This is a genomic window from Candidatus Burkholderia verschuerenii (assembly GCF_001189365.1).
GTDB lineage: Bacteria > Pseudomonadota > Gammaproteobacteria > Burkholderiales > Burkholderiaceae > Caballeronia > Caballeronia verschuerenii.
The window spans coordinates 1-15364 of record NZ_LFJJ01000137.1 but is presented as its reverse complement, the minus strand read 5'-3'; the positions used below and the strand labels follow the sequence as shown (position 1 = coordinate 15364).

The window sequence follows — 15364 nt, the reverse complement described above, 5'->3', positions numbered from 1 at the left end:
CCATCCGCACCTCGTCAAAAAATGCAGGAATCAAACGTTAATATGCCTGCTTCCTGCAATTCGCTCAACATGGTTTGGGCTGTAACGCCTTATCGCGTAAGGCTTTGAGGATTGTTCAGGGCCGACTATCTCGAAGTCGGCTTCCGGCGCGGCTGGAAAGTGTCGGATATCGACTTCGATCAGCTGGATCAGCTATACGATTTGCGTATCGTGCTGGAGACGGCATCGCTCGAAAAGATCGGCGGCAGCGCGCCGCCGCATCCCGAGATCGAGGCGCTGAAAGCGGTGTGGTGTGTCGAGCCGGACGCGCGCGAAAGCGATCCGGCGACGATGTTCGGCATGGACGAAAACTTCCATCGCGGACTCGTGCGCGCCACCGGCAACGCGGAAATGCTGCGCGTGAATAACGAAGTGACGGAGCGTATCCGCATCGTGCGGCGGCTGGATTTTCTGAAGCCGCATCGCACCAGCGCGACTTACGACGAACATTCGACCATGCTGAATTTCATTGATCGCGGCAAGTACGGCGAAGCGGCGATGCTGCTCAAGGCGCACATCACGCAGAGCAAGCTGGAAGTGCGCAAGATCACCGTGTCGATGCTAAAGGAGGCGCGCGAGAGGAAGCTGCCGTTTGTGAGCTGAATCCTCTGCTACGCGCCGCTTGAAACGCTTAAGTCAACGCGACGACTGCGATTTCCACCAGCAGATCCGTCGATGCGAGTTGCGCCTGCACGGTCGCACGGGCGGGCGCGCAGCCTTGCGGCACCCATGCGTCCCACACTTCGTTCATGCCGGCGAAGTCGCGCGCGATATCCGCGAGCCACACTTGCGCGGACACCAGACGCGTCTTGTCGATGCCGGCTTTTTCCAGAAAGCCGTCGATTTTTTCGAGCACCTTGGCGGTTTGCAGCTTGATGTCGGGCGTATGATCGGCGGACGTCTGACCGCCGACGAACACGAGACCGCCGGCCTTGACGACGCGACTCATGCGCTGATTGGTTTCGATGCGGACGATATCGCTCATTGAATTTCTCCAGAGAAAGGAAGGCCATCGCGCGCGTCGAACGACACGCGCGTGGCGCATTGAAAAGGTGGTTTAAGCGGCCTTGGCGGAAGCCATTGCCTGACGCCCGAAGCGGTCGATCGCAAACGCGTCGAGCGAAATCAAAGGCGTGCCGTCGATCATCAGTTCGGAGACGAGCTTGCCGCAGCCCGGCCCGAGCTGAAAGCCGCTGCCGCAATAGCCGAACGAGTAATACAGATTCGATGCCTTGCGGCTCGCGGAAATTACCGGCAGTTCGTCTTCGGTGAAGGCTTCGACGCCCGCCCACGCGCGATTCACGCCGAGATGCTTCAGATGCGGAAACAGATCGGTGACGGTGCGCGCGCTGCGCACGAGCCGCACGAAATCCACTTCGCCATGACGATTCGTCAACTCCGCGATGCCGATCAGCTTGCCGCCGATCACAACCGTGCCGTTGTCGAACTGCTTGAACGACAGCGGCCGTCCGGTCGCGCCGAGCGTCGCGCGGCAGAAGGGCGCGACGCGATGCGTGACCATCAGCATCAGCCCTTCGGGATGCACGGGCACCGGTTCGCCGACCTGCTTCGCCAGTTCGCCCCACCATGCGCCCACCGTCACGAGCAGCTTTTCCGCGCTGAAGGTGCCGCGCGGCGTGACGGCGAACCATCGCGCGCCGCGTTGTTCGATGCGTCGAACGGGCGTGCCTTCGAGAAAGCGCGCGCCGAGTTTTTGCGCGCCGAGACGAAACGCCGTCGTCGTGCGATACGGCAACGCGAAGCCATCGCGCTCGACCCAGATGCCGCCCGTCACGTGCTTGGCCAACGCCGGTTCGAGTTCGAGCACGGCTTCGCGATCGATCACTTTTTCGTGCGTGAAGCCGTGCGATTCCAGCAATGCGACGCGCTGCCGGCAGGTTTCAAGTTCGTCTTCCGTTTCGGCAATCTTCAGTTATCCGGAAGGAACGAAGCCGGTATCTTCGCCGAGCAGATCGCCCATGCTGTGCCAGATTTCGCGCGACATCAGCGCGAGCGGAATCTCCGGCAACGGGCGGCCGAGCGTGCGCACGCCGCCCGCGTTGACGCCCGACGAATGCCGCGCGACGTAATCGGCTTCGAGCACGATGACCTTCGCGCCGCGCTTGGCCAGATGAAACGCGCTGCTCGTGCCGTGCAATCCGCCGCCCACCACGAGCACATCGGTTTCGATGATGTCGTTCGCGTCACTCACCGGCGAGTTCTCCGAGCGTGAGCGGCTTGATCGGCGGGCGGATGCGGTAATAGCCGACATCGGCGGGCGACACGCGGCGCGCATCGGCGATCACTTCCGTCACCGTGAGCCCGCACATGCGGCCCTGGCACGGACCCATGCCGCAGCGTCCGAACGACTTCGCCTGATTCGGCCCGACGCAACCGAGTTCGACGAACTTGCGCAACTCGCCCGCCGTCACTTCCTCGCAGCGGCACACGATGGTCTCGTTGGCCGGAATGCGGTTGATATCGCGCGGACGATACAAGCTGTCGAGGAACGGGCGAATGCGCATCACGTTCGCGAGTTCGCGGCGATGCGGCATGGCTTCGAGATCGCGCTTGCCCGTATCGATCGCGCCGAGTTGCGCCGCGACGCCGAGTCCCGCGAGCGTACCCTGCAAGGCCGCCGCCTGCGCGCCGCCGATCCCCGCGCCATTGCCTGCGACGAAAATGCCGGGCACGTCGAGTTTGCCCCATGCATCGGTCTTCGGCGTAAAGCAGAGTTGCGCCTCATCCCAGAGATGCGACGCGCGCAGCGCCTGCGTAAATTGCGTATTCGGCACCACGCCCTGATGCAGCAGAATCACGTCCGCCTCGATCCGATGCGCCTTGCCCTGCGTCGTGAAACTCAGCGCGGCCGCGCGCTCGACATGATCGGTGCCGATGCGCGCTTCGACGCGCAGATCGTCGGCGGCTTCGAACATCGGTACGCCGGCTTCGCGCAGCGTGCGCATCAGCTGCAGACCCTTCGAGAGGTACGGCCATGCGCGCAACGCGGACAGCATGTGACGCTTGGCGCGCCAGCGGTCTTCGTGACGCGTGGTGTCGACGAGTGCGCGGATCGGCACGCCGGCGCGCACGTATTGCCAGCCCAGCAGATACAGCAGCGGTCCGCAGCCCGCGAGGATCGGCGCGGACGCGGGCACTTCGCCCGCGCTTTTCAGCAGAATCTGCGCCGCGCCCGCCGTCAATACGCCGGGCAGCGTCCAGCCGGGAATCGGGAACGGGCGCTCCATCGCGCCACTCGCGAGGATCACGCGCTGCGCATCGAAACTGCCGATCTTGCCGTCCTTCAGATAGTTGATGCCGCGTTCGCGCGTGACCTGCCACACGGTCGCGTGCGTGATGTGACGCGCGCCGGATGCTGCGAATGCATCGGCGATCGATGCACCGGCCGCATAGTCGGGACCGAGAATCTGCTTGCGTTGCGTATCCGCACGGCCGATCGCGCGATAAATCTGGCCGCCCACGGCGTCCTGCTCGTCGAGCAGCACGGTCTTGAGGCCCGCGCGTGCGGCGCGCGTCGCGGCGCTCATGCCGGCAGGGCCCGCGCCGATCACGACCACATCGACGGCTTCGGAGGCGAAATCAGCGGCCATGCGTATTCTCCAGCGGCGTAGCGTGGGTATCGTCGGAATCGAAAGGCGGCAGATCGCGCGCGCCTTCCTGCGAGCGGATGCGCATGCCGGGCTTCACTTCAATCATGCAGCTCTGACGGCTCGGCACGCCGTCGATCTCGACGAGACATTCGAAGCACGCGCCCATCATGCAGAACGGTCCGCGCGGCGCACCGGAAACGGGCGTCGCCCGAAAGCGCGACACGCCCGCCGCGAGCAAGGCGGCGGCGACCGAGCGTCCGCCCTGAACGGACAGCGGCTGATCGTTGAACCAGATATCGATGCCGGCTCCTTCCGTGCCTTGCAGCGGCTTGAACAGCGAGTGAGTCGTATTCGATGTCATGTCAGTGTGCGGAAATCAGTTCTTGGGCGTTCTCGAAGCGGCGCGCGGAGAAGCTCGGCAATTCATCGGTGATCGGCGCGTCCATCACCCACGGCGCGATGCGCATTGCATGCGCGGCCGCGAGCGTCACGCCGCTGTAGCACGTCACGACGAATGCGCCCGGATGCCGTTCCGACTGATCGTAGATCGGGAAGCCATCGGGGCTATAAACGCGCAGCGCGGCCCACATGCGCACGAGGCGCACGTGCTGAAGCATCGGGAAGGCGCGCACGCCGCGTCGCGCGATATCGGCGAGCACGTGCGTCGTGGTGAAATCGTTAAAGCCGACTTCCTCCATCGAATCGCCGAATTGCACGCTGCCTTCGTCGGTCTGACGCACGTTGATGGTCGGATAGTCGAGAAACGGCGCGACGCGTTCGCTCACCAGCACTTGTCCGCGATTCGGCGCGACCGGCGCGTTCAATCCGACGAACGGCGCGAGCGTGCGATTGCCGAGTTCCGCCGCGAGCACCACGCGCGCGGCGCGGTATGTTCCGCGCTTGCCGTGCACGATGAAGCCGTTGCCATCCGGCATGATGCGTTCCGCGCGTTCGCCCGACACCAGCGTGACGCCGCGCGCCTGCATCGCCGTATGAAGGCCGCGCAAGAGCTTGAGCGGATTGACGTGGCCGTCCATCGGCGTGTAGCTCGCGCCGATCACGGCGGGCCCGATCTGCGGAATGCGCGCGCGCAGGTCCGCTGCATCGAGCATCTGATACGGATAATCGCCGAGCTCTTTTTGCAGGGTCGAGAGGCGCTTTTCGCGCTCGGCGAGTTCCGCATCGCTGAAGCAGAAATGGAAGCCGCCCGGCTGACGCAGCGCGACGTCGATATCCGCTTCGTTCTTCAGCGCTTCGGCAAGCGCGTCGCGGACGAACGCGACCAGCGTGCGTAAGGCGAGAGTCCATAGCCCTTGCCCTGAACCCACACGAGGCCGAAATTGCCGCGCGAGGCGCGAAAGCCGCCGTCGTCCTCGTCGAGCACGGTGACGCGCGCGCCTTCGCGGGCGAGGCCGTATGCGACCGCCGAGCCGACGAGGCCGCCGCCCAGCACGAGCACATCAGGACTGGCGGAACCAGTAAAAGTCATCGGGCTTCTCCGATCAGAATACGGTCGAGTCCGACCATGCGGTCGAGCAGAATCATCAACAGCACCGTGCCGACGATCAGCACCGCCGACACCGACGCCACCAGCGGGTCGATGGTCTGCGCGATATGGTTGTACATGGCGACGGGCAGCGTCGTGGTGCCGGGCGTGGCGACGAAGATGGTCATCGTCAACTCGTCGAAGCTCTGGATGAACGAGAGCACCCAGCCGCCTGCCACGCCGGTGCGGATCATCGGCAAGACGACGCGGCGGAACGCGGTGAAACGGCTTGCGCCGCACGAGAGCGCCGCGCGTTCGGCATCGCGATCGAGCCCGACCGCCGACGACAACGCGAGCCGCAACGCATACGGCAACACAATGATGACGTGCGCGCAGACCAGCGCCCAGAACGATCCCGACAGTTGCAGCAGCGACAGAAAGCGCAGGAACACGATGCCGAGCACGACGGCGGGAATCATCATCGGCGAGAGGAAGAAGCTCGTCAGCGCGCCGCGACCCGGAAAGCGATAACGTGCAATGGCGAGTGCCGCAGGCACCGCGAGCACCACGCCGATGGTCGCCGCCGCGAACGCGAGCCGCACCGACAGCCAGAACGCCGACACGATGTCGCCGTTCTCGATGATCGCGCGGAACCAGCGGAACGATGCGCCGTCGAAGGGCATCGAGATATAGCCCTTGTCGGTAAACGCGACCAGCATCACCACGACCAGCGGCGCCATGATGAAGGTGAGAAAGAACGCGTTGTAGACGAGCCCGAGCATGCCGTTCTGTTTCATGATGGTGTCCTTGCGCTCAGTCGAAAATATGCTTGAAGCGGCGTTCGGCGAGACGGCTGCATCCCATCACGATGGCGACGTTCGCGATCAGCAGCAACACCGCGATGGTCGCGCCGAGCGGCCAGTTGAGCGTGCCCAGGAATTCGTCGTAGGCGGCGGTCGCGACCACTTTCAAACTGCGTCCGCCGATCAGCGCGGGCGTGGCAAACGCGGATGCCGACAGCGCGAACACGATGATCGATCCCGACAACACGCCCGGCATGATCTGCGGCAGAATCACGCGCTGAAACACCTTGAGCGGCGAGCCGCCGAGCGAACGTCCGGCCCATTCCACTTGCGGATCGAGCTTCTGCATCGTCGCCCACACGGACATCACCATGAACGGCACGAGCACATGCGTAAGCGCGATGATCATGCCCGTCATCGTGAACACGAGGCGGATCGGTTCGTCGGTGATATGCAGCGCTTGCAGGATGTTGTTGAGCACGCCGTTGTTGCCGAGCAGAATCTGCCATCCGAGCGTGCGCACCACGACCGAAATCAGCAACGGTCCGAGCACGATCAGCAGACACAGCGATTGCCACGACTTCTTCATACGTGCGAGCACGATGGTTTCCGGCACGCCGAGCACGATAGACAACAGCGTCACCGCGAACGCGAGACCGGCGGTGCGCAGAAAGATGGTGCTGTAATAAGGATCACTGACGACTTCCCAATAGTTCGCGAGCGTATGCGCGGCCTGAATGCCCGCCGTATCGCTGAAGACGCGGAAGGAAAGCGTCAACGTGAGCACCAGCGGCACCAGCAGCAGGCCGACGAACAGCAGCAGCACCGGACCCGATAGCAGCCACGGCGTAGCGCCGGGGCGATCGTCCTCAAGCGTGGCCATGAGCGTTCCCCATCGTGTCCTGCGTCAGCACGCGCAGATCGTCGTCGGTCCAGTCGAGACCGACTTCGTGACCTTCCTCGGGCGGCGGCGCGCCGTGATTCGGCTGCGCGACACGCAGCTTGCCGAGTTCGGTTTCCACTTCGAGCAGTCATTGATTGCCGACGAACACGCGCGTCGAGATGTGGCCTTTGATACGCGCGTCGCCATTGGCGAGATGCACTTTCTCCGGGCGAATGTAGACGTTCACCGCGCCGTTCACTTGACGTCCTTCGTGCGGCACATGCAATTCCGTACCCACGACATCGACCACCGCGCAGCGCGGATTGCGCATCCGCACTTCGCCCGCAAACGCGTTGGTGCGGCCGAGGAAGGTCGACGCGAACGGCGTGGCGGGGCGCTCGTACGCATCGTACGGCGTGGACAGTTGCGCGATCGTGCCGCGATGCATCACCGCGATGCGATCGCTCATCGTCATCGCTTCGACCTGATCGTGCGTGACGAGAATCGTCGTGATGCCGAGGCGCTTTTGAATCGCCCGCAATTCGATGTGCATCTCCTCGCGCAGCTTCGCGTCGAGGTTCGACATCGGTTCGTCGAGCAGCAGCAGTTCGGGTTGCATCGCAATGGCGCGCGCGATCGCCACGCGTTGCCGCTGACCGCCCGACAACTACTTCGGATAGCGATGACCGAGACCCTTCAGACGCACGAGCGCAAGCGCTTCTTCCACGCGTTCTTCGCGTTCGCGGCGTTTGATCTTGCGCATCTCCAGACCGAAGCCGACATTGCCGGCGACGGTCATATGCGGGAACAGCGCATAGCTCTGAAACACCACGCCGAGACCGCGCTTCTCGGGACGCTCGTTGGTGATGTCGCGTCCGTCGAGCAGAATGCGGCCCGTCGTCGGCGTGACGAAACCGGCGACCATTTGCAGCGTCGTGGTCTTGCCGCAGCCCGACGGTCCGAGCAGCGACAGCAGTTCGCCGCGCTCGACCGATAGATCGAGTTGCTCGATCGCCGTGAAATCGCCGTAGCGTTTCGAAATGCCTTGCAGAGTCAGGAAGGCCATGCGCCTCGCTCCTTCATCGAATCAACAGAGATGCACCGACGCCTTGTTTCAACGCTCGACGGTGCGATTCCAGCGCTCCGTCCATTCGGTGCGATGCTGGTTAATCGTCGCCCAGTCCACCGTGGTGAGCTTGGAGATTTGTTCCTGACCGTAAGGCACGCGCGCCGCGACTTCGGGCGTCAGCTTGACCGTCTTGTTGACCGGGCCGAGACCGATGTTCTGCGCCTGCAACTGCTGCACTTCGGGCGTCAAGAGATACTGCACGAACTCTTGCGACAGCTTGGGCTGCGCGTTTTCCGCCACCGCACATGCAGCGACCTGCAGCGCGACGCCGCCTTCCTTCGGATAGACGAACTTGAGCGGGAAGCCGGTGTTCTGCAACGCGACCGCGCGGCCGCTGCCGTACGGCGCGAGGATCACGTCGCCGACCTGCATCTAGCCGTCCATTTCACCGGGCGTCGGCGCCCACGAGAGCACGTTGGGCGCGACTTCCTTGGTCATCGCGGTGAAGCCGGGATCGATGTTCTTTTCGCCGCCGCCGTTCAGGCGCGCGAGCATCACGAGCGAATGCAGGCCGTAGGTGTTGGTGATCGGAGGCACGCCGAGCTTGCCCTTGAGACGCTTGTCGGTCAGCACCTTCCACGAATCCGGTGCGGGAATGCCGGCCTTCTTGAATGCTTCCTCGTTATAGCCGATGCCCGTCGCCACCATGCCGACGCCGACCGCGGTCGGGCCGATCTTCGCGAGCGGATAGAGGTCGTTCATGATCGGCGCATCGTCGAGCTTGGCGCACAGGTTCATCTGCATCGCCTGATACATCGGGCCGTCGTCCATCACCGCGACGTTGATCTGCTGATGGCCTTTCTGTGCCTGGAGCTTGGCGAGCGTATCGCTCGAATTGCTCGCGACGTAGACGATCTTGACGTTATGCGCCTTCTCGAACGCGGGAATGACCTTCTGGCGATAGAGCTGCTCGTTGGAGCCGCCGACATTGGCGACATACAGCGTGGTCTCGGCCTGAGCCGCAAGCGGCGCGGCAAGCGAGGACACGAACGACAGGGCGGCGAGTGCCAACGAACGTGTGGATAAACGGCGATGCAACGCTCTTTTCATTACGACGATCTCCAGTTCCGGTAGTGTGGGGGCGGGCTCACATGCCCGTCGATGGATTGGAGTGTCGCGCTACATAACCATATCGTCCAATACGAATAAAATACTTATCTATGCATGGGTGATATGAATTGCAGTTTCGGCTTAGGGGAAAACACGCATGAATCTGAAGCACGTCGAGGCCTTCCGCGCGGTGATGGTCGCGGGTTCCATGACCGCCGCAGCCAAGGCCTTGTTCACGTCGCAACCGAACGTGAGCCGCCTGATCTCGCAACTGGAACGCGAAACCGGCCTCCAGCTTTTTCAGCGCAGCGGCGTGCGTCTGATACCGACTAGCGAAGGCACCGCCTTCTTTCGCGAAGTGGAACGCGCGTTCGTCGGTCTGCAAGGGCTCGCGAATGCGGCGGCGCAGATTCGCAATCTCGGCAGCGGGCGTTTGCGCATCGCGGCGATGCCGTCCGCCGGCATGACGATGGTTCCGCACGCGATCAAGCGCTTCACCGAACTGTTCCCCGACGTGACGGTCTCGCTGCACGTCAATACGTCGGGGACCGTGAATCACTGGACCGCGTCTCAGTTCTGCGATCTTGGCGTGGCCGTGTATGTGAGCGAAGCGTCCAATTGCGAAGTGGAACAGCTATCGAACGTATCGGCGGTATGCGTGTTGTCGGCGAAGCATCGGCTGGCCGCGAAGCGTGCGATTCGTCCCGCCGATCTCGAAGGCGAATCGTTTATCTCGCTGTGTCACGGCGACGGCACGCGCGCGACGATGGACGAAGCGTTTCAGCGCGCGGGCGTACAGCGCGTGCTCGCCATCGAAGCGCAATACACGGCGATGTGCTGCGAGATGGTCCGGCACGGCATGGGCGTGACGCTGGCGCATCCGATCGTCGCGCGCGATTACGCCGGGCCGGATATCGCAATTCGCCCGTTCTTGCCGGCGATCCGCTTTCCCACCTATCTGCTGTTCCCGCCGAACCGGCCGCGCGAACGGCTGGCGTCGGCGTTCGTCGCGGTGCTGCGCGAATTGCACGACGAGTTGCTGGCCGAAGTCGTGCCGCCGACGCGCAATGCCAGCGGCAAGACGCGCACGCGGCTGCGCGTGGCATCGTCGAAATAATGAACGATCGTGCTTAAATTGCCCGCTTGAATTATTTCTTTAGCCGATTAAATTCGCGACGATAGTGTTATTTTTATCTTTGATATGATTATTGGGAGTTTGTCATGACGAGGACATTTGGGCTGACGACACTCCAGACCGCATGATTTGCAATCGACACTTAAAAGATATCGTCCGGGCTGGCACAACGAATGCTATCATTCGCTTCAGCATGGACGGAGGACGCCATGAAATTTGCAGCACTTCATGATCTGGACCTCGAGAGCTTTTCGCGCGACGCGGTGCGCCAACTCGGCGCGCTGTTGCGCGGAAGCGATCGCATGGAACGACGCGGCGCCGCCGTATCGCAGATCATCGATGATCCCTATTCTGAAGCCGTGAACTTTCGTTTGGACGTGAACGGCATTTCGCATCGCGGTCTCACGACATACGATGCGCTGCGTCAGCGCTACGAAACCGACGACATGCGCGAGGAACCGCTCGCGCTGTTCGTGCGCCATGCGCGCGAGATCGGCGCATCGGCAGTGGCGAAGCAGGCGCGCGAACGTGTCGCGCTGGTCGTGCTCGAAGACGGCGACCTGTAAAGCCCGGTTTTGTCGAAGAAGCGCATCGCGCGAGCGGTGCGCTTCTTCGTTCTTGATGCGTTGCACAAGAGCAGGCATCGGCCTTGCATGTTCCGCGGCAACACCGAACGGGGTATGCATGCTCAACGATCGCAGAAGCTTCATTTAGGGACTCGGCTCGCTCGCGTTGATGGCGGCCGCGCCGTTACGCGAATCACACGCGCAAGGCGCGCGGCAAGCATTCGACGATGCCAACGTGCTCATACGCGGCGGCACGCTGCTGTCGATGGACCCGCAAGTCGGCGATCACGCGCAAGCCGATGTGCTGATCCGCGCGGGCAATATCGTCGCGGTCGGGCGCGATCTCGATGCGCCCGGCGTGCCGGTCCTCGACGCGCGCGGCGCGATCGTGCTGCCGGGTCTGATCGACACGCACTGGCATATGTGGAATAGCCTCGCGCGCGGCTATGCGCCGACGCCATCCGGCACGCGCTTTTTCGAAGCGATGAAAACGCTCAGCGCCGCCTACGAACCCGACGACAGTTACCTCGCCGTGCGTTACGCGCTGGCCGAAGCGATCTCGGGCGGCATCACGAGCGTGACGAACTGGGCGCATAACGTCCGCAGTCCCGCGCACGCCGACGCCGAATTGCGCGCGATGTTCGAAAGCGGCGCGGGCGGGCGTTTTCTGTATGGCTATCCGCAGGACATGGCGGCATCGAAGACCAACGACTTCGCCGATATCGAACGCGTGCGCAAGCAGTATTTCGACGGCGCGCGCGGTCTGATCGATCTCGGCGTGGCGATTCGCGGCCCGGAGCGCACGCCTGCATCCACATGGCGGCGCGAGATGGAATTCGCGCAACAGCGCGGCTTGCCGTTTTCGGTGCACGTCGCGGTGACGCGCGATGTGCAGAAGCAGCGCGCCATCGATCAGATTCACGCGTCGGGCTTTCTCGATGCATCGACCGAACTCGTGCACGCGACGCACGCCGGCGACGAAGACTTTCGCGCCATCGTCGCGGCGAAATCGAATGTGGTGATCACGCCGTTCACGGAGATGCGCGTGGGCTACGGCATCACGCCCGTCAAGCGCATGCTCGACAACGGTGTGCGTCCGACCATCGGCAACGACACGACCGTGCTCGCCGGCAACGCCGATCTGTTCGGCGTGATGCGCGCCGTGTTGAGTCTCGCGAACGGGCAAGCGGAGAAGGAACTCGCGGTGCCGTCGCGGCGCGTGCTGGAAATGGCGACCATCGACGCGGCGCGCAATCTCGGCCTCGAATCGCGCATCGGTTCCATCGCGCCGGGGAAGCAAGCAGACATGATCGTCGTCGATGCAAAGCGTCTCGGTGCCGCGCCCGTGACCGATCCGCTCGCCTTCGTCACGGAAGCTGCGCAGCCTGCTTGTGTGCGCGACGTGCTGGTCGCGGGCCGTTTTCTCAAGCGCGACGGCAAGCTTACGCGCGTGGATGCATCGCGGCTTGTAGACGATGCCGATGCCGCGTGGCATCGTCTGCAAGCACGGATCAAGCGCGCTTAAAGCAGTTTCGATGCAGCGTTCATGCGCCGCTTCTGCTTGCGCTTGAGTGCCTTGAGCGCTTTATCGGCCGACGATGCATCGGGCAAGGAAGCGCGATGCGTCTTGAGCAGATCGCGGCTCGCGACCACGTCGTTGAGCATGCCGAGCCGTTTCTGCAGGCGTTTGAGCTGCTTCAAGCCTTTGCGTTTCCGCTTGTCGAGCAGCGGCTCGAAGAACTCGATCAGATAGCGCACCTTCTTGCCCGCCTTGCGCACCTCGTGATACGACGCATAGTCGGAGCCATGCGTTTTCGATGCCACGCGCATGCGCTTCTTCAACTGCTTTTGCGCGACGCTCACGCGCTTGCGCGCGAACTTGGTCAGCGGTGTACGCGCGGACGATGTGTTCAATTCGCGATTCGCTTCGCTGACGGCGTCGTGCAAAGTCTTTTTCAGCTTCGCTTGCGTGAGCGTTTCGCGGTTTTTTCCCGATGCTTCGTCGCGGCTGCGTTTGAAGGTATCGAGCAGGGCCTGATCGCTGTCGTCTTCGACCAGACCGATGAGAATGTCCCAGTCGCGCGTGTGGCCCGCGGCATTGGCGAGAAACTTCAGGATGGCGCGCTGCTGCGTGTCGAATTCGTCGTCCAACATCGGACGATACGCCCACAGCAATGTGCGCATCCGCCGCAACGATACGCGTAGATCGTGCAATCGCTCGGCGTCGGTATCGCCTCGCCTTCGAGCGCGGAAGCCTGATCGGCCGCTTCGGCGATCAACGGCTCCGCGTAGCGCGAGAAACTGGTTTCCGCCGTGGCGATGGCGGCGGTCTTCTTGGCGGCGGTGTTCGTCTGCTTCATGGCCGTGGTCCTCTCTCTTGTAGGTCTGAAAGACTGGCAAGAAGCGTACCGCACCACGTTTCATCCGACGACATTACGCCGGAATGATGCGCTGCGCCTTCAGCCGTTCGAACAGTGCGACGAATGCATCCGGCGTGCTCTGATAGTCGAGGAAGCCCGCCTTGCGGCTCTTCGACATATCGGTGAGCACTTCCATCGGGCGGCCGAGATCGGCGTCGGTGTGCCACCACGACACGAGCTTGCCGATGTCCGCTTCGGCCAGTCCATGCTTGGCCGCGATGGTCTTCCACTCGTCGGCCGCGTGCTGCATGCGGTTTTCGAGCGGACGCGTTTCGCCGTCGAAAGGCGCGGGCTCGATACCGAAGTAAGCGGCGATCGTCGACCACATCCACTGCCAGCGGAACACGTCGCCATCGACGATATTGAATGCTTCGTCGCGCGCGTTGGGCGATGTCGCGGCCCATTCCAGATGCCGCGCGAGCAGACGCGCATCGGTCATGTCGGTGACGCCGTTCCATTGCGCGGCGGAACCGGGAAACACGAACTGCTGGCCCGTCTCCTTGCAGAGCGTCGCATAGACTGCGAGCGTCTGTCCCATGTTCATCGCGTTGCCGAGCGCGAAGCCGATGATCGTATGCGGACGATGCACGCTCCAGCCGAAGCCGTACTGTTTCGCGGCATCGAACAAACGGTCTTCCTGCTCGTAATAAAAGTTGTCGACTGGCTGACGGCCCTGTTCCTCGCGAAACGGCGTGATCGGCACGCTGCCTTGCGCGTAGGCTTCGAACGGGCCGAGATAGTGCTTGAGGCCGGTGACGAGCGCCGCATGCTGCAAGGTGCCCGACGGCCCGAGCGCATCGAACACGTTGCGCACCATTGCACCGTTCACGGCGATGTTCTCGCGCTCCGTCGCCTGCCGCGCCCATGCGGTGAAAAAGACATGCGTGTAGCGCTGATCCTTCAATGCATCGGCGACGGAAGAGGCCGAGGTGAGATCCGCTGTCACCGATGTCATGCCTTCGGGCGGCGCGGTCCGTCCGCGCGACACGCCCGTGATGTCCCATCCGCCGATGCCGTGAAGATGCTCCGCCAGATTGCGCCCGACGATGCCCGTCGCGCCGATGATCAATGCTCGCTTGTCCATGAAGATTGCCGATGCCGTATTTGAACGAATGAGCAGTCTGACGCATATCGTCGATGCGTGCAGCGACGTCAGCTTTTCTTCGCGCGCGGCTTCGGCTTCGATACGGCGTGATCGTCGCGATGTTCGTCGGCCCAGCGGCGCACTGCATCGGCGAACAATCGCAAGGCCGTCGGCTGATGACGATTCGCCGGGTAATACAGGCACAAGCCCGCGAATACGGGACTCCACTCGGGCAGCAGATGCACGAGCTGTCCGCTGCGCAGATGATCCGCGACCTGCTGCTCCGGCACCCACGCGATGCCGATGCCGGCCAGCGCCGCTTCGATCATGAGATTGATATTGCCGAGCGTCATCGGACCGTCGACGTCGACATTCGCGCTCTTGCCGCGATAGTTCATATCCCATCGATACAGCGCGCCGCTCTCGAACCGGAAGCGAATGCAGCGATGCCGCGCGAGATCGTCGGGCACCTTCGGCGCGGCGTGTTGCGCGAGATAGGCGGGCGAGGCCACGGCGGCGAAGCGCATCGCGGGACCGAAGCGCACCGCGATCATGTCGCGCGGCACGTCGTCGAGCACGCGAATGCCGGCATCCAGCCCTTGCGCGACGATATCGACGAGCCGCGTATCGACGACGAATTCGACGTGGATATCCGGATGGGCGCGCAAAAAGTCCGGCAGCACATGACGCACGAGCACCTTCGCCGATCCTTCGGATGCGCTGATGCGGATCGTGCCCGACGGCCGGCTGCCGCTGGCGGTGACTTCCTCGACGGCGTCGTCGAGATCGGCGAGCGCGGGACGCACGCGGCGCAGCAACTGCTCGCCCGCATCCGTCAGCGCGACCGAACGCGTCGTGCGATTGAACAGCCGCAGTCCGAGACGCGCTTCCATGTTGCGCATCGTGTGACTCAAGGCCGATGGCGACAGCCCGAGAAGACGCGCCGCGGCGCTGAAGCTGCGCTGCTCCGCAATGGTGATGAAGGCAGTGAGTTCGGACAGCCCGGCGCGCGGCATTGATGAATTTCGCTCAATAGTCTGGCCTGCAAAATTGAATTTGCCGGAATGGACCCGACGACGCAGTCTGGTGCAGACGTAAACGCACATCTCAGCCAGGTCTGCAGCGCACGAGTAGAGGTTGAGGCATGACGTTGAGCTG

General features: G+C 63.1%; 12 protein-coding genes and 5 pseudogenes. 4 read left to right on the top strand and 13 right to left on the bottom strand.

Translation table 11 applies throughout. The features are described 5' to 3' along the window. Nucleotides 1-108 precede the first annotated feature (108 nt). Nucleotides 109-642: pseudogene (locus BVER_RS20195) on the top strand (GntR family transcriptional regulator); the annotation flags it as partial. Nucleotides 643-670: 28 nt separating this feature from the next. Here the strand turns inward: BVER_RS20195 and BVER_RS20190 are convergent. The 9 genes and pseudogenes from BVER_RS20190 to BVER_RS20150 all read right to left on the bottom strand — a co-directional run bounded on the left by BVER_RS20190 (nt 671) and on the right by BVER_RS20150 (nt 9001). Next, entirely contained in the window at nt 671-1024 is a 354-nt protein-coding gene (locus BVER_RS20190) for a RidA family protein (protein ID WP_050454818.1), read from the bottom strand. A 72-nt stretch (nt 1025-1096) separates the two neighbouring features. Then, nucleotides 1097-2251 (bottom strand): annotated as a pseudogene (locus BVER_RS20185) (NAD(P)/FAD-dependent oxidoreductase). Then, nucleotides 2244-3650 (bottom strand): FAD-dependent oxidoreductase, encoded by a 1407-nt coding sequence (locus BVER_RS20180; RefSeq protein WP_050454817.1) that lies wholly within the window; start codon nt 3648-3650, stop codon nt 2244-2246. Before BVER_RS20180 ends, BVER_RS20185 begins: the two are co-directional and overlap by 8 nt. Beyond that, nucleotides 3640-4011, bottom strand: a complete 372-nt coding sequence (locus tag BVER_RS20175) for a (2Fe-2S)-binding protein (RefSeq protein ID WP_050454816.1) — start codon at nt 4009-4011, stop codon at nt 3640-3642. Before BVER_RS20175 ends, BVER_RS20180 begins: the two co-directional genes overlap by 11 nt. 154 nt (nt 4012-4165) lie before the next feature. Then, nucleotides 4166-5139, bottom strand: a pseudogene (locus tag BVER_RS20170) (NAD(P)/FAD-dependent oxidoreductase); the annotation flags it as partial. Continuing rightward, a complete protein-coding gene (locus tag BVER_RS20165) occupies nt 5136-5933 on the bottom strand; it encodes an ABC transporter permease (protein WP_050454815.1) in 798 nt (265 codons plus the stop codon). The gene BVER_RS20165 and the pseudogene BVER_RS20170, both read right to left, overlap by 4 nt. 16 nt (nt 5934-5949) lie before the next feature. Then, nucleotides 5950-6822: an ABC transporter permease gene (locus tag BVER_RS20160; protein WP_050454814.1), complete on the bottom strand. Its 873-nt coding sequence runs from the start codon at nt 6820-6822 to the stop codon at nt 5950-5952. After that, nucleotides 6809-7888 (bottom strand): annotated as a pseudogene (locus tag BVER_RS20155) (ABC transporter ATP-binding protein). Before BVER_RS20155 ends, BVER_RS20160 begins: the two are co-directional and overlap by 14 nt. 48 nt (nt 7889-7936) lie before the next feature. Further along, nucleotides 7937-9001: pseudogene (locus tag BVER_RS20150) on the bottom strand (ABC transporter substrate-binding protein). Between the two features lie 157 nt (nt 9002-9158). On the opposite strand from BVER_RS20150, the gene BVER_RS20145 reads away from it, so the two are divergent. The 3 genes from BVER_RS20145 to BVER_RS20135 all read left to right on the top strand — a co-directional run bounded on the left by BVER_RS20145 (nt 9159) and on the right by BVER_RS20135 (nt 12227). Beyond that, the gene (locus BVER_RS20145; protein WP_050454813.1) at nt 9159-10118 is read left to right on the top strand and encodes a LysR substrate-binding domain-containing protein; all 960 of its coding nucleotides are present in this window, start codon (nt 9159-9161) and stop codon (nt 10116-10118) included. A 227-nt stretch (nt 10119-10345) separates the two neighbouring features. After that, nucleotides 10346-10702: a hypothetical protein gene (locus BVER_RS20140; protein WP_050454812.1), complete on the top strand. Its 357-nt coding sequence runs from the start codon at nt 10346-10348 to the stop codon at nt 10700-10702. A 169-nt stretch (nt 10703-10871) separates the two neighbouring features. Further along, the gene (locus BVER_RS20135; protein WP_157056149.1) at nt 10872-12227 is read left to right on the top strand and encodes an amidohydrolase family protein; all 1356 of its coding nucleotides are present in this window, start codon (nt 10872-10874) and stop codon (nt 12225-12227) included. Here the strand turns inward: BVER_RS20135 and BVER_RS20130 are convergent. The 4 genes from BVER_RS20130 to BVER_RS20120 all read right to left on the bottom strand — a co-directional run bounded on the left by BVER_RS20130 (nt 12224) and on the right by BVER_RS20120 (nt 15222). Continuing rightward, nucleotides 12224-12886, bottom strand: coding sequence for a CHAD domain-containing protein (locus BVER_RS20130; protein ID WP_232316682.1), 663 nt, complete (start codon nt 12884-12886; stop codon nt 12224-12226). The genes BVER_RS20135 and BVER_RS20130 overlap by 4 nt on opposite strands. After that, the gene (locus BVER_RS34305) at nt 12814-13062 is read right to left on the bottom strand and encodes a hypothetical protein (protein WP_232316681.1); all 249 of its coding nucleotides are present in this window, start codon (nt 13060-13062) and stop codon (nt 12814-12816) included. The genes BVER_RS20130 and BVER_RS34305 overlap by 73 nt, the downstream gene beginning before the upstream one ends. A gap of 73 nt (nt 13063-13135) precedes the next feature. Further along, complete coding sequence (locus tag BVER_RS20125) at nt 13136-14206, bottom strand: SDR family oxidoreductase (protein ID WP_050454810.1); 1071 nt, start codon at nt 14204-14206, stop codon at nt 13136-13138. Nucleotides 14207-14274: 68 nt separating this feature from the next. Beyond that, nucleotides 14275-15222, bottom strand: coding sequence for a LysR family transcriptional regulator (locus BVER_RS20120; RefSeq protein ID WP_050454809.1), 948 nt, complete (start codon nt 15220-15222; stop codon nt 14275-14277). Between the last annotated feature and the right edge of the window lie 142 nt (nt 15223-15364).